Here is a 20,725-nt window from a genome sequence, read left to right as displayed (position 1 = left end):
ATCCTTTTTCCTCCAAATTAATTCACTTTAAGTTAATTATACAAATTAGAAAGATTACATCAACTTTTGATGTGCTCAAAAAGTCTCATGTTATGTATCAAAAAAGCCGGCTTCCTTTCAACATGTGCAAGAAAGCCGACTCTTTATTACGCTTCTATATCAATTCGATACGTTTCAAACCAATGATGAATCTGTGCTAGATGGGCAATCAACTGCGGGCCCTTCATGAGCTGACCATACCATGGCACATGAAAGGAAGCCCCTTCCGTTTCAATCAGCTGCTTTAATTGATGTGGATCTAAAAATTCGTGAAGTACAGAGTCTTTTTGCGCGAGGCAGTCTGTGAGCATCTCTTTCACAGCCTGAGTATAGGCTGGATGATGTGTTTTCGGGTAAGGACTCTTCTTTCGATAAAGTACTTCATTCGGTAAAATTCCCTCTAATGCTTTTCGTAAAACCCCTTTTTCACGATTTCCATGCATTTTCATTTCCCAAGGAATATTCCACACATATTCGACAAGGCGATGGTCTGCAAATGGCACACGTACCTCAAGACTAGCGCCCATACTCATTCGATCTTTTCGGTCAAGCAATGTTGTCATAAACCAGATCATATTTAAGTAAAAAAGTTCTCTCCGGGCTTTATCGACGCCGGTTTCTCCATCTAAAAGAGGCGTTTCTGCCACCGTTTCTTCATATTTGCTTTGCGCGTATTCCTTAAGTGACAGCTTTTTTTGCCATGAGTCTTGCAGGAGCTGAGTTCTAGCTTCAGTCGATCTCATCCACGGAAAACCATTCGTTTCATTTTCCATATGGAACCAAGGATAGCCGCCAAAGATTTCATCCGCACATTCACCTGATAAACCAACAACGAAGTCCTTTTTAATTTCTCGGCAAAACCAAAGCAAGGAAGAATCAATATCTGCCATACCCGGTAAGTCTCGAACCTCAACGGCTTCCTTCAGATAGGAAGCGAGCTCTTTTTGTCCAATGATACAGCTGTGATGATTCGTTTGAAACGCTTTGGTCATTTGATCAATCCAAGGACCGTCAGCATTTGGCTGGAATTGATTTGCCTCAAAGAATTGATCGTTTCCTTCGTAGTCAATGGAATACGTATGAAGCGGTGCTTTCCCTATTTTCTCAAAGTGCTTAGCGGCAATGGCAGTAATGGCACTAGAATCAACGCCCCCAGATAAAAATGTACATACAGGCACATCAGAGACGAGCTGTCTTGTCACGGCATCTGTAAAGAGATGCTTAATGTGCTGTGCGGTGTCATCAAGTGAATCGGTATGTTTCTTGCTTTTAACATTCCAGTATCTCCATACGCGCAGACCGTCTTTTGAAAAGGTCAAGGCATGTGCAGGTCTCAGCTCTTTTATCCCTTTAAACACGCCTTGACCTGGTGTTCTTGACGGTCCTAAGCCAAAGATCTCCGACAGTCCTTCATGATCGACTTTTGCTTTGATATCAGGGTGAGCAAGAAGTGCTTTGATTTCTGAACCAAATAAGAAGGAATGATGACGTTCTGTATAGAAAAATGGCTTGACGCCTAGCCGGTCTCTCCCTGCAAATAACAATTCACGCTCACTATCCCAGATCACAAATGCAAAAATGCCATTAAAATGAGAGACACACTCTTCCTTCCATTCTGTATAGGCATGAAGAAGAACTTCTGTATCAGAATGCCCAAGAAAGCGGTGCCCCCTTTTTAACAATTCTTTTCTTATATCCTCCGTGTTATAGAGCTCTCCATTGTATACAATCGTATAAGCATGGTTTTGATGTGTATATGTCATCGGCTGCTTTCCGCCTTCTACATCTACCACCGCTAACCTTTTATGCCCGAAAAGAACGTGCTCACTTTTCCATGTATTTGTATCATCTGGCCCTCTTTTAGATAATGTATCTGTCATTTGATTGATTACATGATCCTGTTGGATGAGCTGCTTTTTAAAGTCTGCCCAGCCTGTAATTCCACACATCATCATCAGCTCCCATCCGTTTTTCCTCAAGTGTTCTCATTCAGCCTTTCTTAGTTTATGCATCGTCTCCTTGATAGTTGATTTGTCCTTTTTTCCCGGCGTATAGGACAAGCTTGATTTGGTAAGAAAAGAAAGAGGAAAGGAGCTTTTGCAAATGGAGAATCGAATGAGGCAGCTTGAACGCTGCAGCAGAAGATGGTGTAATGGGTATTTGCTCATTGAAAACGGGCATTGCCTGATTGAAGATGATGAAGGAGAGATCATGCTGCCAGAAAGTCTTCAAAGCACAATGATCTGTTTGAAGGAAAATGACCAATGGACAAAAGGGGAATTGCTCGGTTCTATGATTCTTCATGAAAACGGGCAGCTAATAGAAGTACAGGGAGGAGAAAACATTCAATATACGGCGTCTCTTGCCAAAGGCTGGCTTGATCTTCTCATGTTCGTACCGGAAAACGTTTTTGATCACATCCTTGACCAGATAGAGCAGCTTGGTTTTTCCGTCTATGATTGTGTTTTCTCTTCCTTTCATTCATTGCAGCGCGTCTCTTTCTTTCAGTTTTCGGCAGATACGCAATCACTTGCACTTCAATGTCACTATGAGCCAGCCGCCAGTCACATTCGTTTTGAATGGACCACTTCAGACGGACAACGGATCGTTTCACAATTTGATTGCACATAAAAAGGACACTGCTTCGTATAAGCAATGTCCTTTTTATATTAAAAGATATGGAAACCGATCGGCAGACGTAAACCGAGAAGAATGGTCACAATCGCAAATACGATAAAACCAATCAACACACCAGTCACCGATTTTCCTTTTTTCTTGCGCACTAGGACCATTTCCATGAAACCGATCACGAGGATACCAAGAATCATTTTTCCAATATACTCGCCCCCGTAACCTGGAATTTTCATTCCTGTGCGAACATACAGCTCTACGCCTGTTGCAATGATGATCAAGTAGAATAAACGAACGATCATATGCACAATTTTAGCGCCTTTGTCATTTTTACCTGCTAGAGCAAAGGCTACGAAGAATAAAATAATCCCCAGCACCCATGCTGTGATATGTAAATGTGTTCCCATTTGTAATTTCCCCCTTTATCAGAACAAGTACCTTCTCATCGTACCACGAAATAAGTCGAACACAAAGCGACAATCCTGTGTCATCACGCGCTTTATTTGACGTGATTTGTCAGCGTTCCAATCGGTTCAATCGTGATGTCAATTCGATCTCCAGAAGCTAAAAACTTAGGCGGTTCAAAGCCCTTCCCTACCCCAGAAGGTGTACCTGTTGCAATGATGTCACCCGCTTCTAATGTCATCCCTTTTGAAAGAGTGGAGACAATGTCCTCAACTGTGAAGATCATTAATTCCGTACTGGCAGACTGACGAACCTCTCCGTTTACCTTTGTTTCCACATGGAGCGCACCATGATCCTCGATCATTGACTTATGAACGATATAAGGTCCTATCGGGCAGGTTGTATCTAAGCTTTTGCCAATGAAAAATTGTTTATGTTTTTTCTGCAAATCTCTTGCCGTCACATCATTTAAAATGGTGTAACCGAATATATAATCTTGGACCTCTTCAGGAGCAATGTTTTTCCCTGATTTGCCCATCACGATGGCAAGCTCTCCTTCATAATCCAATTCATTTGTCACATCTTCATGAAGGAGAATGTCCGCTTCGTGTCCAATGACAGAAGTAGGTGCCTTTGTAAAAATCATCACGTCTTTAGGAATATCCGCCGCACTTCCCATCTCCATCACATGATCTTGATAATTCTTTCCGACACACATGATGTTTTTAGACGGCTTTGGAATCGGGGCATGGAGTTTCACGTCCGAAAGCGGATATACATAAGAACCGCGGTCTTCTTCTTTTTTCTCAGCCCAATCAAGAAGCTGCCCGACATGTTCAACAAACTTGTCCCCCATTTTAATACACTCAGATAAAGAGTTTGGCAGTGTCTCAAGCTCAAATAATTTGGCTTCTGCCTTTTTGACGTCCATCACCCATTCATCATCAATGACTACCCCAATAAACATGCTGCTATGTATCTCACCTGTAAAAAACTTCATGTCTTCCCCTCACAATCTTCATTTCGCTAAGTTATGATGTCTCATTTTATTTCTCTATGAAATAAAAAAAACCCTTTTTTATCATACTCTCTTTTAAAAAGGGTTTCAAAAATGATGATTGAATGCCTAGCGGAAACGGCGGTATTCCCACATATTCCCTTGATCCCATTTACGCTCAACATTTCCTCTATTTCGGGAACGATGCGTTTTCTTTCCACATCTTCGGCAAGAGCGGCTGCGTTTATGGTGATGAGAACGTTTAGATCGATGGCTGCGGCGCGACTTGCGGCTCTTCTTATTGTGGGATCTGTGCTTGCTGCGATGTGACTTGCGGCAGCTCTTCTTATGATGAGATCTGCATTTGCTGCGGTGTGACTTGCGGCAGCTTTTCTTATGATGAGATCTGCATTTGCTACGGTGTGATTTGCGGCAGCTTTTCTTATGATGGGATCTGCATTTGCTGCGATGTGACTTTTTCGGTTCACTCTTTTTGCTTCTGTAAGATTTTTTGCTTTTACATGACTTTTTGCTCTTCATGCTTTTCTTCGAACGATAGCTTTTCTTAGAGCGATAACTTTTCTTTGAACGATAGCTTCTGTAGCTTTTTTTACTGCGGCGTGATTTACGGTGTCCACCACCGCCAAAGAACCAATGACCGCGACTTGAATGACGAGAACGAGCTGACTTATGCGAACGGCTCGATTCTGGTTCACGATCCAAGTGATGATCACGTCCCTCACTTCGGAGTGAAGCCACTGCATGTTCAATGTGTGAATGATCAAATGTACTCACGAACAATTCCCTCCCAGTCTATGCTACGACAAAACAAACAGACAAAGCTGTTTATCTTCTCTGCTTTATGTTACGAGACTCGGTAGACAAGTGTTCGTGACGAATGCCTCTTTCCTTTAAAACTCCATGAATACCTACCAGCCGGTACAGGACATTCCTTCGCTTTCATATTGTAAAGAAGAGCATATAGGAGGCTGATGGACGTATGAACACAGAACCTTTAAAACAACTTGATATGTGGATTCATCCAAAGGACCTGATTGAATTAAAAAAAGACATTTGGAACGATGAACCTGTTGAAGCTATTCTAAAAACAGGCCAAACCAAATCACATATTTATGCTTCATACCGCGGATCACACATTAGAAAGCTTAAGAAAAAGTCCTATCAAATTGAATATCGAAAGCCGAAACAAAGACAAGGCGAATCGATCTTTCATTTAAATGCAGAGTACAATGACCCTTCGTTTATCCGAAACAGGCTGTCCTTTTATTTCTTTGAGCAGATGGGGGTGCTAAGTCCAGCCGCTTCTCATGTGTTTCTCACCATAAACGGAAGAAAAGAAGGCATTTATTTGAAAATAGAATCCGTCGATGAGTTTTTTCTTCAAAAACGGCAGCTTTCAGGAGGCGGCATTTATTATGCGGTTGATGATGACGCGAACTTCTCCCTTTTGAGTTCTTTTGATAAAAAACCAAAAAAGCACCTTCTTCTCGGATACGAGAAAAAAACGGGAACTTCTCAACATGATCAGCAGCTGAGTGAATTTATTTACTTTCTCAATACAGCGAAAGATGACACTTTTGCAGAAAAAATTGAACAATACCTAGATGTGACACAGTATTTCCGCTGGCTCATCGGTGTGGTATGCACACAAAACTTTGATGGTTTTGTTCATAACTACGCTCTTTATGTAAATGAACAAGGGAGGTTTCAAGTACTTCCTTGGGATTATGATGCAACATGGGGTCGTGACATTCATGGAGAAGAAATGCCGTTTGATTATATCCCAGTAAACGGCTTTAATACATTAACTGCTAGATTACTAGATATCCCTTCGTTTAAAAGAGCCTATTACACACTTTTCCAGCATGTACTCGATACACATTTTGTAGAAGACCGGCTCTGCCCAATCATCGAGAAATGGCATGAATCGATTGAGGATCGAATTGGAGATGATCCATATACGAAAGATCGAAAAGACATCTTGCAGTCTGAAAGAGACTTAATTCGGCAGTATATCAACAAAAGACGACGCTATTTACAGACTGAGATCAAAAAAGAGATATTTGGTACGTAAGAACACTTTCGAATTTTGTCACTTTATTACTCATATTGACGAAACAGCTTTTTTTATAGAAAAATAGGGTATACTAACCATATCCTTCTATTTGATAAAAAATGTGAGAGTTGGCGTCCGTTATGATCAATTATGAAATTGAACAAAAAAGATTACATTTAATTGAGACTGCGAAAAAATTCGGGATGAATGCCGAAGAAACGATCAGGTGCAGTCAAGAGCTTGACACACTCTTAAATAAAGGCATCAAATCCACCTCTAAAGATTGCTCAAAAAAAGGGTAAGCGATACATCTAATTCCTCTCATCAAAAGCTTTCAAAAAGACAATCACACATTAAAAGACCCATCATAAGCTATGGTGAAACGCCCAAAACAAGTGCCCTAATTTTATAAAGGATGTGCACCGCTATGCCGGCTATTGTGGGAGCCTTTAAAGTAAATGCCGTCGGAACGAGCGGAGTCGTTCATGTTGGAGACTGCATCACCATTTCTCCAAATAGTCAGGTTAAAACGTTTGCTGGCGCAGGCAGTTTTAATACAGGTGATCAATTACAAATTAGCAACTACAAAAGTGTGACAAATACGTACGACAGTGATGTCATTGATCAACCGCTTGTTGGTAACTTGTAAGGAGTGAGGATCCGTTGAACTTCTATATTAATCAAGCGATACAAATTAATTATTTACGTGTAGAGTCTGTGAGTAACTCCTCTGTTCTGCAAATTGGGAGTGCTGGATCCATCAAGGCCCTTTCCAACCTGTATAACACGGGAAGCTATGTAGAAGCAGCGCCTGCCGCAGCAGGTACACAAGGAATTGAAGAATCTCAAGGCGCAAGCACAGCACCTTTTGTACCGCTTCAGTCACCAACAACTTAAGCCATCTGCAATCCCCGGAGGTGTATGTAAATGTATGATTATCAGAGCAACGCTTCACAAGTATATGGCATCATTCAAAAACACTCGCAACAAATCATGATGCTGGAAAAAAGGCTTAACGAGCTTCAGCAGGAAATACAAATGATCAAAGATAAACCGACAACGAATATTGAACGGATTGATTATCAATTTGATCAACTGAAAATCGAACGGCTGGAAGGAACGCTGAATATCGGCCTCAATCCATCTGATCCAAACAGTGTTCAAAACTTTGAAGTGGGCCAAACAACAACCCCGGGAATTGGAATGATGCAGCAAGAAATGGCTGGTCAATTTTTCAATCAAACACGGCAGCTTGTCGATGCATTTTTAAATGAAGAAGCACCAGAACTTCTTGAAGAACTAGAACAGCGATACGAAGGGTCCCTCGATGAAAGCAACAAACACCATATCATTGAGGATATTCGCAAGCAAATTGACAGCAGGATCAAATACTATGCGGGACAGCTGCCACACCGGGAAGATATGACACCGCTGCAGCGTTCAGAGCAAATTGCTGAATATGTGAAGCATGATGTAAAGCGAGCGATTGAGCACTTTTTAGCCCATATTCCAAGTGAAACGAAAGGAGAGGAAAACGGATGAATTTCACAGTTGTCAACCGCAACATCGAGACTGGAAGCATTAAAGTAGTCGGGGTATCGTCTTCTTCCCTATTTATCATCGGGGACACAGACCATGTACAATTATCCTCGATTTTCGATACTCCGCCAGAATCACTGATTATTGGCCCGTTTGTTCCTCTGGCGCCTCGATAATGATCAAGCGCACATCTCAAGTAAAGTTCTCAAAGGTGAATTCTGTCGGGATTTCGAGTGTGGTTCAAATTGGTGATACTCAGGAGCTATGCCCGAAAGTCAAGGTATTAGCTGTTCAACGAACCATTAGTTTATTTTATGGCTATGAAGCAGAAAATTTAGATGCGAAAGAATTTGAAGTGTATTATGAGCCCATTCCTTTGATGCTGCCAGAGCGATCAGTGAGAACAGCATTTTACCATGAAAAGCCTGTGATTAAAGTGTCTTCAATCCATGTAGAAGGGGTATCATCGTCCTCTGTCTATCAAATCGGCTCTACTTGTAGAATGAATGGCGTTGCGCGAGTGAAGCATATTAGAGAGCTGTTTAGCAATGATGAAAGTCCGCAAAACTCACAAATGGACCTACCTGCGCATATGATGGTGATATGACTTCGAATAAAGGATGTCGATTATGCCAGCAATTGTCGGACCCATTTACATTAACTCTATTTCTGGAGGCGTCGTAAACGTCGGTGACTCATTTTACCTGTCGCCTAAAAGTTCGTCAAAATCTGCTTTAGGCTCTGGAGCGGGGAATACCGGAGATTTCTTGATATTAAATAATGGCATTAGCGCCACCAACTATGTGGATCCTGACTTAAATGATCAGAATATGGTAGGCAATGCATAAAGCAGCTCCTCTACATCCATTTCAAATAGAGGAGCGCTTTTTTATGCTTATTTCTTTCTGCGCTGTCTCGATTTTTTTGTTTTGACCAGCTTGCTTGCCGGCTGTTTCCGAATCCATTTGATGTACGAAGCAAGCTTTTCATCCTGCCTCAGCGCATCAATTGTGTTCAAACGTGCGGCAAGCTCCTGGTTTGTATAGAGGGCATGTACTTGTTTATGACAAGGGATGCATAGGTAGGCAGTCGGTAAAAAAGCCCCGCCTTCTTCTCTTGGGGTTAAGTGATGTTCTGTGAGCAGGACATCTTGTCTTCCGCACATCTCACATAATCCAATTGTTTGCTTTGCCACCCGTGTCATCACCTCAATATTTACATTAATTCCATTGAGACTGTTGTCCCTTTCCCGCTTGGATCTGCCGGATGGACAATCAGTTTCTTCGGCAGCCGCATTTTCAATTCTTCCACATGGCTGATGACACCAACAGCTAAGTTTTGAGACTGTAATTTCTCTAATGCAGTAATCACTGTATCAAGCAAGTCTTGATCAAGGGTACCAAAGCCTTCATCAAGGAAAAAGAATTGCAGCGGGAACTCACCTCTCAGCTGAATCTGCGCTGAAAGAGCTAGCGCAAGCGCAAGCGACGTCAGGAAGGTTTCCCCGCCGGACAAGCTGGACACTGGACGTCTGACACCGCCATTCGCATCATCACGCATGACAAAACCGCCTTCTGAATCAACCTCAATCGCATACCTTTGTCTTGTCAAAATACCAAGACGGGCAGATGCATCACGACTGACACTTTCCAGCTGTTCTTCTGCTAAAAACTCAACAAATGTATTTCCTTTAAACACGGTTTGCAGCTTATCGAGCCGATCAATTTCTTGCTGCAGCTCCGCCAAACGTTCATGAATACTTGCAAATCGCTGGTGATTTTCTTCCATTACACGCAGATGTTCATATGCAGAGCCGCTCATCACTGTTGCTTCTTCCAATGCCTTTTCTGCCGCTTCTTTCCTCAGTTGAATGTCAGTCCATTGCTTTTCATCTAGTGACTCATCTTTCAGCAGTTCAGAAATTCGCTTTAAGTTTGCGGCACATTGCTTTCTTTTATCCTCAAATTCGTCAATTTCTTGTTTAACAGTTTGACGTACTGATTGATTCATGAAAGCAGATTCAATCTCTTGAGGCTTATCAAAAGGAGAAGACTCCGATTCTTTAGTCCATGCTTCACTTGCTTCTTGTTTTCTTCGGTCAGCCTCTTGAAGCTGACGCTCACAGCTTGAAAAATGACTTTGTGCTTCACTAAAGAGCTCCTGCGCTTGCTGTAATTGCTTGTACGATTGCTGTTCCATTTCATTGAGACGAGCAAGCGTGTGTTCAACCTCGATCAATTCATCAGAAATGGAGACAGCTTTCAATGGATATCTCCCTAAATCTGTTTCATATTGATGAATGAGCTGCTGCTGGCTTTCTAGCTGATGCGCTAGTTTATCAAGTTCCTTCTCTACATCGTATATGGCTGTTTGCAGCTGTTCTTTTGCCTGCTGTTTTTCTTCCAAAAATGAAATACTTTTCTCAATACGCTCTTTATAGCCTTCCGCTTGCTGGTCCTTTTCGTCGATCTGCTTTTGCATCTCTTGTACTTGGTGCAATGGAAAGTGCGGGAAGGCCTGTTCAAATTGAGACATTTGCTCTGCAAGCTCAGATTGAAGCTCCTTGATCAGCCCGTCTAATTCTTCGGTACGCTGCTGATCAAATGTCATTTGATCTTTCGTCTTGCTTATCTCTGCTGCTTGATCATATGTTTCATCCATTAAACGAGCTCGTTTACGTTCAACTTCTTGAATATCTTGTTTCAAGCCTTTCCATTCTTGCATGAGATTCTGCAAGGACTCCGGCTTTTGCACTGCTTCTACTGCTGCTGCAACTTCCGCACCTGGAGCTTTCTGAGATAAAAAGGCAAACTGCTTTACTAATTGATTGGCGTGCGTTTCCAATAACTGCTTGGCTGCATACATGTCTCTTGTATATTCCTCTGCTTGCTTGAGCTCTGTGTCCATCCGTTGAATCACTTCATCGATTTGTGCCACTGTTTCTTCATGATCAGTGTTTTCCAGTGCCTTTGGGTCATGATGAATCGATCCACAAACAGGACATGGCTCACCATCTACAAGCTCTGCCGCTAATTCTTTTCTTAATTCCGCCGCCCTAACAGCATCACGCTGTTTTAATTTTTCGAGCTTCTGACTTTGTTCTCTTTTACTCCATTCTGTAAAAGCCCGTTCGAATTCACATACATAGAAATAAAGCTGTTCAATCGCTTGAAACGATTGGTCTATTTTTTCATGATGGTCTTTTTGCTGTTTTTGAAGCTTTTCATATGCTGCTGCGGTCTGTGTTGATCGCTTTTTGAGCTCCTCCATCTTTTGTTCTTCCTTGTGTATGCTTTGGTGTATTCTTTGAATATTTTCGCTTAAACGCAAAGCATCCTGTACACTTTTCCGTTCTTTTACAGAGACTTGTAATTGCTCCAGCTCACGCTTCAGCTGTGTTTGTTTTGCCAGTGCACGTTCTAACAAAGATTGGAGATTGTCTGCTTCTTCTTTCTTTTGTAATAATTGCTGCGCTGTATCGGTTTTTCGCTGTTCGATTGCCGTCTTTTCCTGAAGAGCCGCCTCTTTTTTTCGTTCAATTTCCTTTAGCTGAAGCAGCTGCTCTTTCTTTTGAAGAAGTTCTGGCTCAGTTTCTATTTTCTTTTGCCTTGCTTGCTCATAGTTCTGTGTCATTTGATCATAGATCGTTCGTTGATGCAGTAGCTGATTTTCTGCTTCCTGCTTCTCTTTTAATGCTTGAGAAAGCTGATTTTCAGCCTTTGTTAATGCATCCGCATAAGGCTTTAATGCCTCTGCCTGCTCAGCAATATGAAGCTTGGCCTTTTTCTCTTCCATTGATGGTGCCAGTTGATTCAGATGGTTTAGTTCCGTCTCATAAGCTTCTCGTTCCTTTTGATACTGCCAAATTGTTTGCGCCTTTGTAAAAGCAGTGAACGCTTCATCCCGCGCTTGTTTTTTCTCATGAAAAATAGCCTTTGCCTGCTCAGCCGCTTCCTTTGCCTTTGCGAGCGCCTCTGGGCCAGCTTCTCCTAAGCCATTCAGCTCAGCAAGCAGTTCATTTTTTTGTCCATACTGATTCTGCGCCTTTGCGCGCAAACGTTTAACGAGCTGATCCCCATACTTCTCTAGGTTAAACAATCGCTGAAGCATTTGTCGTCTATCGGCTCCTTTTAAAGAAAGGAATTCTGCAAACTTCCCTTGGGGCAAGACAACCGCACGCGTAAAATCATCAATGGTTAACCCGAGTAATTCTTCTATTTTACGATTGACCTCACTCGCTTTATCTGCAAGAACTGTCTGCGTATCTCCAATTTCAATCAGACGGCATAGTGTCGTTCTGACTTTCATTTCATCTGCTCGCTTGAAAGCACGTTCGACTTTATAAGAAATGTGGTGTTCCTTTTGTAAAGCGAACGTAAAGGAAACTGACAGCTTCTCTTCCGCTTGGTTCAAAATACCATGTGTATTATTTAACGCACGTTCCACTTTGCCATAAAGTGCCAGGGTCATAGCGTCTAATATGGACGACTTTCCGCTTCCTGTCGGTCCAAAAATGCCAAACACACCTGCATCACATAATGAGCTAAAGTCAATTGTTTGTTCTTCTCTGAAGCTATGAAGTCCTTTAATGGTTAGTGTAATCGGCTTCAAGTCGCTTCCTCCTCTTGCATTTCATTGGCGAGCTCCAAAAACAGCTTGACTGTTTTTTCATCAGGAAGACCGCCGCCTGTCTGGCGCTCATAAAATTTCACGAACCGCTCTTCGATTGAGAGCTTTTCGGCTTGCTTTTGTTCTTCCATTTGCTGAAGTTCTTTAAATTTCGGTCTAATATGGACAAACCCGCTATGCTGCTTTCGGAGCTGATGAATCTCTTCTATGGAGAGCTGATCTGTTAAATGAATCTCTAAATCAATCCATGCCTGAAGATCCCGTTTTTCATCCAGCCACTCATGTACTTGGCTCAATCCTTCAGTTGCCTTCCATTTCACAAGTGGTTTTCCGCTTGATAACAACACTTCTTTCCAGCTTGCTTTTTCATTAGGTTTTGCCTCTACAATCGTGACTGATTTGGCATATCCTGATTCAGAAAAGCTGTAAGCAAGAGGGGACCCGGAATAGCGGGCAATCGTTTTGGCACGTTTGATGGTTTGCGGGCGGTGCAAATGACCAAGGGCCACATAGCAGGCTGCTTCTGGCAGACTTTCAGCCGCAACGGTATATGCACCGCCTACTTCAATCGGTCTTTCTGAATCTGTTTGACTTCCTCCTGCCACATAAATATGGCTTGTTGCGATATTGACCGTATCGGCTTGAAATTGAGCGCTTAAATGTTGGAACGCTTGCTGTATTTTTAAATTGTAATGATCACGAAGCAATTTCTCTTCAAATGTTTCAGCCAGCACCTCGTTAAGTCTCGCTTCAGACGGATAAGCGAGTGCTGCAATAGATAAACGTTCACTCGAAGAAGGAACATCGACGCGGATGATGTCATTTGTCGGATATCCAATTAAATGAATCCCCTGATCATTTGTTAAAGGCGATGCGGCAGATAGTCGATCCGGATTATCATGGTTGCCTGAGATGACCACGACCTGACGTTTTCCTTTATCAGATAAGGCAGATAGACTTTCATAAAAAAGCTGTTCTGCTCTAGCAGGCGGATTCACTGTATCAAAGGCATCTCCAGCCATGACAATGACATCAATGTGTTCGTCTTTTACGATTTGATACAGCTCATCTAAAAACTGTGCTTGCTCATCAAGCCGGCTCCGGCCTTCAAGGGTTTTTCCTAAATGCCAATCTGCCGTATGCAGAATCCTCATTTGATTCACCTCTCATTCCGATACATTTATAATGAAATTTCTAAATTCCCATCAAAGAAATAAAGAATTTTCTCCTCTAATGTTCTGTTTGTTAAACGTTCTACTGCTTTTGCATATAACGCTATTTGAGTTTCATAGCGCTTTTTCAAAATAGGTACAGCTGCTTCAAGACCGCCTGTATATCTGCCTTGCACTCTATCTGTTTTATAATCTAGTAAATATAGTTTTCCATCCGTTTCAAATAAACAGTCAATCATCCCTTGAATTAGGACAGGCTCCCCCTCTGCATCAATATGGCTGTATACCTCTTTAACAGGTAACACCATACTAAATGACACTTCTCGTTTCACCCAGTCCGCTTTCAGCAGCTTTTGACCAATAGAAGTAGAGAAAAAAGCGGAAATTCCTTCTTGATCAATTGACTGAACTTGCTCATTTGTTAGCAAGTCTCGCTGCTGTAAGGAATCGAGCAGCTGATCAATACGGATTTCATCGAGGGGCTCGTCAGAAGAAAGCGGAATATGCTGCATGACTGTATGCATTGCGGTGCCTTGCTCTGCGGCAGTGAGTGCTTTTTTCTTCATGAAAGCCGGCCGGTCATACAACGTTGCATGAGCTCTTCTAAGAGAAGAAGGAACACTGTACTCATCCTGTATTTCTTTCATTCTCTTTATCTCTGAAACAGACTGCTTTGTGCCGACTTGTGAGGTCGCTAGATACGGGTATCTCCATGAAAGTCTCTCTGCTACTTTCTTATCAGCATCACCATATCCTTCAACAGGTAAGCCGTCCATCAATGCTTGTACCACCTCATCTTGCTGCTTCTTTTCAAGTGACATATCTTCTTTTAGAAGATCGGAAGCTTGAGTAAATGAGATTGTGAATGCTGATGGGTGCGAAAGAACAACTTCACCTGTTTCTTCTAAAATAGATGACATTGCTTGGTGACGGATGAGAGCAGGACCAATAAAATCTAAGTATGTTTTCGATTGATAACGTTCAAAATCAGGGAGGAGCCAGTCCTCTCCGGTTGCAGCATTTTGCCATTTGCTTAATGCCTTCACCTGATTTTTGACAGAGCCGACAAGAAATAATTTTTCCTTAGCCCTTGTGAGCGCTACATATAGAACTCTCAGCTCTTCAGATAATAGCTCTTTCCTCATCTTTTTTTTCATCGCAACAAGCGGTAATGTTGCATAACTAATTCTCAGCTCTGGATGAATATATTTGCTTCCAAAGCCTAATTCTTTATCAAGTAAGTAGGACTGGTTTAAGTCCATCATATTAAAGTTTCTGCCGAGTCCTGCGGTAAAGACGACTGGAAATTCTAATCCTTTACTGCTATGGATCGTCATCATGCGAACAACGTCCTCTGTTTCACTGAACGTTTTTGCCGCCCCAAGATCATCTCCACGCTCCTGCATTCTTTCAATAAAGCGAAGAAAACGGAACAGCCCTCTAAAAGCAGCTTTTTCATACTGCTTCGCTCGATCATAAAGAGCACGGAGATTCGCCTGTCTCTGTTTGCCTCCAGGCATCCCGCCGACGTAATCTAGATACTGCGTATCGCGGTATACTTCCCAAATCAATTCCGCTACTGAATGATTCATAGAGAAATCACGCCACTTACGCAACAACCTGAAAAATCGTTCTAGTTTTTTGCATGTAGGGTGATCTGAATGAGTCACACTCATAAATGCTTTCACAGCATCATAATAGGTGCCTTTTTTATCACTCGTGCGGATCAGTGCCATTTCATTTTCGTCTAAATGAACAATTGGTGATCTTAATACAGCTGCAAGCGGGATATCTTGATATGGATTATCAATGACTTTTAACAAAGAAAGAATCACAGACACCTCTGTTGCTTCAAAATAACCAGAGGAAAGATTCGCATACACAGGGATTCCCTGCTTCTTCAATTCCTCCATCATTTGCGGTGCCCACGGCATGGAGCGAAGCAAAATCACAATGTCCCGATACTGCAAGTTACGGGTCATTTGCTGTTTTGAATCATACACTTGAAATGGCTGCTCCACTAATTGTCTTATTTTTTTAGCAATGACTCTCGCTTCAAGCTGTACGGTTTCTAGCTCTTCTCGTTCTTCGTCAGTTTCTGCTTCCTGTTGATCTAAATGTACAAGAAGCATTTCTGTCGTTGTATCTTCGCTTTCTGGATAACTCGCTCCAAGCTTTAATTCAGCTTGTTCATCATATTCAATTTCTCCAACTGTTTCCCCCATCAGCTGTTTGAACAAAAAGTTCGTACTGTCTAACACATCTGAACGGCTGCGGAAGTTTTTATTTAAATCAATTCTCTTCCCTGTTTCTTTGCCGTCTGGTGTAAATTGTTTATATTTGTTTAAAAAGAGCATGGGCTCAGCCAGTCTAAAACGATAAATGGACTGTTTTACATCACCAACCATAAACAGGTTGCCCTCTGCAGCATGTTCCCCTTTAGATACAAGCTTTAAAATCGTTTCTTGCACAAGGTTTGTATCTTGATATTCATCAACGAGTACTTCTTCAAACTGCTGTTGATAGTACTTGGCCGCTTCTGTTTCGATCAAATTTCCTTCCGCGTCCTGCTCTGCTAAAATGCGTAAGCAATAATGCTCTAAATCCGAAAAATCCACGATTGATTTTTCTTGCTTCGCTCTTTCGAAACGCTGTCCAAATTGGATGACAAGCTCCACAAGTGTCTCGACCACCGGCTTCATTTCTGCTAAGCTTTTCAAATGCTGGGCCGGACTGCGCATAAAGTATTCATCTTTAAGCTTTTCTAATTGTTTTTTTGCTTGATTGCGTGCATCTGTGGCTTTTTCTAACAGCACAGGGTCATATTCGTCCCCTTTACATGTTTTGAGCCTTTTAAAATTGATGTTTGGCAAAAGCTCGTAAAGCTTCTCAAAATCATCTTGGTGCCTGATTAATTCATTGACTTGCTCTAAATCATCAATAAAATTTTCTGCTCTCGGTGCCGGCCCGCCCGGTTCTTTTGATAGGGCGAGAGCTCGTTCGAGCAGTTCCAGACAGCTTCGAAAAACGAGAGAAAGATCCTCTTTGATATATGGGTAAAACGGTAATTGTTCTACTTTTGTTTGAGCATCTACATCATAAAGAGAAAGGAATGCCCTCATCCATTGCTCAGGTGAAGGGTGAGATCTGGAAAACTCATAAATTCTCTTTACAAGCCATTGCAAGTCTAAATCATGACGATCAGAAGTGTAGCGATCAACCAGTTCAAAGAACGCTGGCTTTCCAGCCTTATATTCATCCTCAAACAGTTCATCTAACACTTCATCTCCTAATAATTCTCCTTCTGTTTGATCAGCCAAACGAAAGCCTGGATCTAGGTCAATCTCATAGTAAAAGGTGCGCAAAACCTGCAAGCAAAAGGAGTGCAGGGTGGAAATATTGGCACGATTCATGAGCGACAGCTGTCTTCTCATATGAAGGGACCCGGGGTTTTGGGCTAATTCCTTTTCAAGTGCTTCTGTGATCCGATGCTTCATCTCTGCCGCAGATGCATTTGTGAAAGTCACAACGAGCAGACGATCCACATCAACTGGATCTTCAGGACGGGTCATTTTTCGAATCAGCCGTTCAACCAAAACAGCTGTTTTACCTGACCCTGCCGCCGCCGCAACAAGGATATCTTGTCCTTCTGAAACGATGGCTTCCCACTGGTCATCCGTCCAAGTACTGTTATTCGGTTTTGGTATTTGCATACTGATCCCCTTCTTTTTTGATCCGGTCTATCACAACATCATCCTTTTCAGATGAAAGCACTCTAAATTCATTATCCTCTATCGATTCATCAAATTGGCAAATAGACTTAAATGAACAAAAGCGGCATGGTGTTTGATCCTTCAATTTATATGGATTAATGGCTACCTCGCCATTTGTAATTCTTTCGCCAGCCTCTTCAAACGTGCGCCGAACATGCTGTGTGAGTATATGGAAATGATCTTCACTTAAAACAGCAGAGTCAGAACGGAAAGACCCATCTTTTTTCAAACCGGCTTGAATGACTTGTGATCTTCCTGATTCAAGCGTTTGATCCATTAGCTTTACCGCTTCTACATCTTCAAGCAATAGACCTTTCATTTTAAATTTCTTGAATATTTCCTGTTCAATTTCATCCTCTGCAAGCGGAATCGGTGCTTGAATGAGCGGATCATGAATATGGAAGTATAAAATGCCAGCTGGTGTTGCTTCTACACCGAGCCACTCCTTCGAATACGTAATGGTCAGATCTAAGTATGTGAGCATTTGCAAGGCCAGCCCATAGTATACTTCTGCTAGATCAAGACCTTTCTCACTCGATTTGTAGTCGACGATTCTCAACAGCAGCCCTTTTGAACCTTCTGCTTTATCCACCCGGTCAATTCTTCCGACAAGCTCCATCGTGCAGCCATTTTTCAATTGAAAAGTAAACGGTGGAAGTGGTCCTTGGCCGCCAAAGCCTAACTCAAGCCCGACGGGAGAAAATCCACTCACTCTTGCATGCTCACTTAATATAGAAGAGACTCGAATCAAGATTTTCTGGAGCTTTTCTTTAATATAAGCATGCCGATTAGAGCTTAATAGGATTTCCTTTTGAAGACGCGGAGCAAGCTGTTCGATTGCATGTCTTGAATAGTTGACACAGTCATCCTTCGTTAGGTTTTTCCAATCCTTTTTTTGTTCAACAAGCGTATCTGAAATATGCTTTAAGGCCGAGTGAAACAGCTGGCCGATATCGGGTGCTTCCAATTTATAAAATTGCCGGTCCTTTAGTTTTAACCCGTGGGAAGCAAAGTGAGAAAATGCACACGCATTGAATTTCTCCATTCTTGAAACACTGCCTTGAATGTGATCACCATAAAGTTCTTTTGTGACGTTTGGTTTTAAGCGTTTCGCTCGATTTGAAAAAAACAAACTCGACAAGATGTTTTTTGACACATCCCGATGAGATGACGTCATCAAATAATTATAGACACTCCACCATACACCACTGATGGGATATTGGTTGAGCCATTGCTGCAGCTGCGAGACAGTATACGATAACGAGACATGCTCATTCGCTACAAATTTTAATTGCTCCTTGTCCTCCAGCTGTTCCGGGTCTAACACATACAAAGCATGCTCATGATTTGGCATAAGCTCCTGACAATACTTGATAAGAGTCGAAGGCAATAGAGAGCGCCCCTCTTCATCTGACACTGAATAAGACAGATACAAATGATGGGATGGACTCGACAGCGCTTGGTAAATTAAAAATTGCTCATCTAGCAGCCGTTCCTTTCCTGTCTCTGCAAGCTCTGCTCCTGCTCGCTTTAACCATTCCCTGTCATCCTCAGACAATACACTTTCGTCAGAAGGGCGTGCGGGAATAACGCCATCATTTACCCCAATGATAAACATGCACTTCACTTGATACATTCTCGATAAATCCATACTTCCGATAAATACTTGGTCGAGTGAAGGCGGAATTAAAGCGAATTTTAGAGATGCCAGTCCTGTATCCATCATCTGTTGGAATAAAGGAAATGAGAGCTCCTCCTCACCGAGCATTTCAACAAATTCATCCATTAATTGAATTACAGCATCCCATACTTGTCCATGCTGCATGGCTTCAGCTAATCTACCTGCTTCCTCAGCCTCCAGCCTCGCCTTTTCAAGTTTTTCCGGCACTTGTATTTCCTCTAAAAAGATATAGACTGCCTCCACCATGTCTTTTACCTTTTGCGCTTTTTTCAGCCTTTTTTGCAATTGGAAAAGCGGAGGTGCGATCCATTCCTTTACATCATTCAGCATTTGTTCCATTTCAATTTCTTGATCTGTTTGTCCAAAATCCTCATCTAAGGATTGGAACCGCCTGTAATGGAAACGAGAGCCGTTTGTCCAGCGTTCTCCTTTTACACCATAAGCAATACAGTAGTTTTCAAGCTGATCTGCCTGTTCTCTCGCTTTGTTTCTGGCAAGTTCGAGCGGAAATAAGAACTCTGTCTTCACGCATCGAAACACGGCCTCATACCGCCAGTTTCCTTTTATGACATCCATGCTCGAACGAATCAATTCAATGAGCGGGTGATACTGCATCGATTCATTTCCATCAATAAAAAAAGGAATATCGTAATCTCGAAAAACCTCTTTTAACGTATCTTTATAGTCGTCTACATGCCGCGCTACAATCGAAATATCTCGCAGTCTAAGTCCTTCTTCTCTCACTAAGTGAAGAATTTCTCTCGCTACTCCCTCAATTTCAGCTCGTTTACTCGCACTTTTAGATACTGTGAGATGAGGAGTGACTTCCTGATATGGCTGCACCGGTCTCTGCTCATATTGCCGTTCTAAATAAGCAAGATCCGGCGTATGAAGATGACGTTTATTTCTCTCCAAAATGTGCTCAGAAATGGCCGCTCCGCACTCTTTGGCAAGCTGATAGAGCTGGAAATACGTTTTACCTGTCATACGAAATAAATCAAGTTCATTTGGCTGCTTATCATGATAGGAACGATCCACTGTGAAAGCAGCCGTTATTTTCTCAGCATGCAGCAGAAGCTGTTCAATGACGAGGAGCTGCTGTGGTGTAAATTGATAAAAACCATCTATATAAATGTGTGCTCCTTTTATTTCTTCAGATAAAGGAATTTGCTGCGTGAGAAGTGTCAAATAGTCTTCTGAGTGCACATATTCATCTTGTAAATGCTGCTCCATCTGCTGATAAAGAACATGCAGATCATGCAATTTCTCGGCTGCCCGTCTTTCTTCTGTATACTCTGAATGCATGCTCGATAATGAAATTTTTTCAATATCCTCCGGCAACATGCAGTATCTCTTGAACTCAGCCATCGTCTTTTCGATTTGCTCCACAAACCCCGGCTTATCACTCGCTTTTTTGAATACCTTAAACTTTTCTTTCTCCTCTTCAATCACTTTTCTTAAAAGCATTTGAATTCCTGTGCTTGTCACAAATTGCCGGTTCGCTCCGCCAGTCTGCTGTAAAATAGACCAAGCAAGACGCGTGAAACTAAATACTTTGGCCCTGATCATCCCGCCAGCTTCAGACGTTTTTGCAAGCTCGTATTCCATTAAGAATGTCATTTGATCCGGGACTAAAAAAATGATTGGCGGACCCAACGGATCAAGCCGAAGCTGTTCTTTGATTTCCTCTAAGATTGCAGTCGTTTTTCCACTCCCCGATCTGCCTGCTAATAACTGAATCTCCACGCTCCACAACACCTTTCTTATGTACTCATATTCTAG

At 42.1% G+C, this 20,725-nt stretch carries 18 protein-coding genes; 9 read left to right on the top strand and 9 right to left on the bottom strand.

The window, feature by feature from the left end; translation table 11 throughout:
- Nucleotides 1-146 precede the first annotated feature (146 nt).
- The gene (gene asnB, locus MHI23_RS05340; protein ID WP_024426522.1) at nucleotides 147-1,988 is read right to left on the bottom strand and encodes an asparagine synthase (glutamine-hydrolyzing); all 1,842 of its coding nucleotides are present in this window, start codon (nucleotides 1,986-1,988) and stop codon (nucleotides 147-149) included.
- 154 nt (nucleotides 1,989-2,142) lie between these two features.
- On the opposite strand from asnB, the gene MHI23_RS05335 reads away from it, so the two are divergent.
- The gene (locus MHI23_RS05335) at nucleotides 2,143-2,670 is read left to right on the top strand and encodes a DUF2777 family protein (RefSeq protein WP_277722170.1); all 528 of its coding nucleotides are present in this window, start codon (nucleotides 2,143-2,145) and stop codon (nucleotides 2,668-2,670) included.
- 38 nt (nucleotides 2,671-2,708) lie between these two features.
- On the opposite strand, the gene MHI23_RS05330 is transcribed toward MHI23_RS05335, so the two are convergent.
- The 3 genes from MHI23_RS05330 to MHI23_RS05320 form a co-directional block, all read right to left on the bottom strand.
- Nucleotides 2,709-3,077 (bottom strand): YisL family protein, encoded by a 369-nt coding sequence (locus MHI23_RS05330; RefSeq protein ID WP_024426524.1) that lies wholly within the window; start codon nucleotides 3,075-3,077, stop codon nucleotides 2,709-2,711.
- Nucleotides 3,078-3,169: 92 nt separating this feature from the next.
- The gene (locus tag MHI23_RS05325; RefSeq protein WP_024425509.1) at nucleotides 3,170-4,075 is read right to left on the bottom strand and encodes a fumarylacetoacetate hydrolase family protein; all 906 of its coding nucleotides are present in this window, start codon (nucleotides 4,073-4,075) and stop codon (nucleotides 3,170-3,172) included.
- A 41-nt stretch (nucleotides 4,076-4,116) separates the two neighbouring features.
- The gene (locus MHI23_RS05320) at nucleotides 4,117-4,560 is read right to left on the bottom strand and encodes a hypothetical protein (RefSeq protein WP_342492349.1); all 444 of its coding nucleotides are present in this window, start codon (nucleotides 4,558-4,560) and stop codon (nucleotides 4,117-4,119) included.
- A 512-nt stretch (nucleotides 4,561-5,072) separates the two neighbouring features.
- On the opposite strand from MHI23_RS05320, the gene MHI23_RS05315 reads away from it, so the two are divergent.
- From MHI23_RS05315 to MHI23_RS05280, 8 genes are all read left to right on the top strand, one after another.
- Entirely contained in the window at nucleotides 5,073-6,167 is a 1,095-nt protein-coding gene (locus MHI23_RS05315; RefSeq protein ID WP_034621809.1) for a CotH kinase family protein, read from the top strand.
- A 122-nt stretch (nucleotides 6,168-6,289) separates the two neighbouring features.
- Complete coding sequence (locus MHI23_RS05310) at nucleotides 6,290-6,451, top strand: aspartyl-phosphate phosphatase Spo0E family protein (protein ID WP_029707539.1); 162 nt, start codon at nucleotides 6,290-6,292, stop codon at nucleotides 6,449-6,451.
- A gap of 125 nt (nucleotides 6,452-6,576) precedes the next feature.
- Nucleotides 6,577-6,798, top strand: a complete 222-nt coding sequence (locus tag MHI23_RS05305; protein ID WP_024425506.1) for a spore germination protein — start codon at nucleotides 6,577-6,579, stop codon at nucleotides 6,796-6,798.
- Between the two features lie 14 nt (nucleotides 6,799-6,812).
- Nucleotides 6,813-7,046 (top strand): spore germination protein GerPB, encoded by a 234-nt coding sequence (locus tag MHI23_RS05300; protein WP_003210877.1) that lies wholly within the window; start codon nucleotides 6,813-6,815, stop codon nucleotides 7,044-7,046.
- A 30-nt stretch (nucleotides 7,047-7,076) separates the two neighbouring features.
- A complete protein-coding gene (locus tag MHI23_RS05295) occupies nucleotides 7,077-7,691 on the top strand; it encodes a spore germination protein GerPC (protein WP_024425505.1) in 615 nt (204 codons plus the stop codon).
- The gene (locus tag MHI23_RS05290) at nucleotides 7,688-7,864 is read left to right on the top strand and encodes a germination protein GerPD (protein ID WP_003210893.1); all 177 of its coding nucleotides are present in this window, start codon (nucleotides 7,688-7,690) and stop codon (nucleotides 7,862-7,864) included. The genes MHI23_RS05295 and MHI23_RS05290 overlap by 4 nt, the downstream gene beginning before the upstream one ends.
- Nucleotides 7,864-8,295: a spore germination protein GerPE gene (locus tag MHI23_RS05285; RefSeq protein ID WP_024425504.1), complete on the top strand. Its 432-nt coding sequence runs from the start codon at nucleotides 7,864-7,866 to the stop codon at nucleotides 8,293-8,295. The genes MHI23_RS05290 and MHI23_RS05285 overlap by 1 nt, the downstream gene beginning before the upstream one ends.
- A gap of 22 nt (nucleotides 8,296-8,317) precedes the next feature.
- Nucleotides 8,318-8,536, top strand: coding sequence for a spore germination protein (locus MHI23_RS05280; RefSeq protein ID WP_003211468.1), 219 nt, complete (start codon nucleotides 8,318-8,320; stop codon nucleotides 8,534-8,536).
- Nucleotides 8,537-8,583: 47 nt separating this feature from the next.
- On the opposite strand, the gene MHI23_RS05275 is transcribed toward MHI23_RS05280, so the two are convergent.
- From MHI23_RS05275 to addB, 5 genes are read right to left on the bottom strand one after another with little or no spacing between them, the layout of a single operon-like run.
- Nucleotides 8,584-8,883: a hypothetical protein gene (locus MHI23_RS05275; protein WP_024425503.1), complete on the bottom strand. Its 300-nt coding sequence runs from the start codon at nucleotides 8,881-8,883 to the stop codon at nucleotides 8,584-8,586.
- 20 nt (nucleotides 8,884-8,903) lie between these two features.
- The gene (locus MHI23_RS05270) at nucleotides 8,904-12,299 is read right to left on the bottom strand and encodes an SMC family ATPase (RefSeq protein ID WP_197172760.1); all 3,396 of its coding nucleotides are present in this window, start codon (nucleotides 12,297-12,299) and stop codon (nucleotides 8,904-8,906) included.
- Nucleotides 12,296-13,471: an exonuclease subunit SbcD gene (sbcD, locus tag MHI23_RS05265; RefSeq protein ID WP_024425501.1), complete on the bottom strand. Its 1,176-nt coding sequence runs from the start codon at nucleotides 13,469-13,471 to the stop codon at nucleotides 12,296-12,298. Before sbcD ends, MHI23_RS05270 begins: the two co-directional genes overlap by 4 nt.
- 26 nt (nucleotides 13,472-13,497) lie before the next feature.
- Complete coding sequence (gene addA / locus MHI23_RS05260) at nucleotides 13,498-17,202, bottom strand: helicase-exonuclease AddAB subunit AddA (protein WP_197172759.1); 3,705 nt, start codon at nucleotides 17,200-17,202, stop codon at nucleotides 13,498-13,500.
- Nucleotides 17,180-20,689 carry a helicase-exonuclease AddAB subunit AddB gene (addB, locus tag MHI23_RS05255; protein WP_149125792.1) on the bottom strand — a complete coding sequence of 1,170 codons (3,510 nt, stop codon included), beginning with the start codon at nucleotides 20,687-20,689 and terminating at the stop codon, nucleotides 17,180-17,182. The genes addA and addB overlap by 23 nt, the downstream gene beginning before the upstream one ends.
- Nucleotides 20,690-20,725: the final 36 nt, after the last annotated feature.

Origin of the sequence: Bacillus sp. FSL M7-0003 (genome assembly GCF_038628485.1) — a bacterium.
Classification (GTDB): Bacteria; Bacillota; Bacilli; order Bacillales; family Bacillaceae; genus Bacillus; species Bacillus safensis.
The sequence above is the reverse complement of the archived record's forward strand: the minus strand, read 5'-3'. Positions and strand labels throughout refer to the sequence as shown.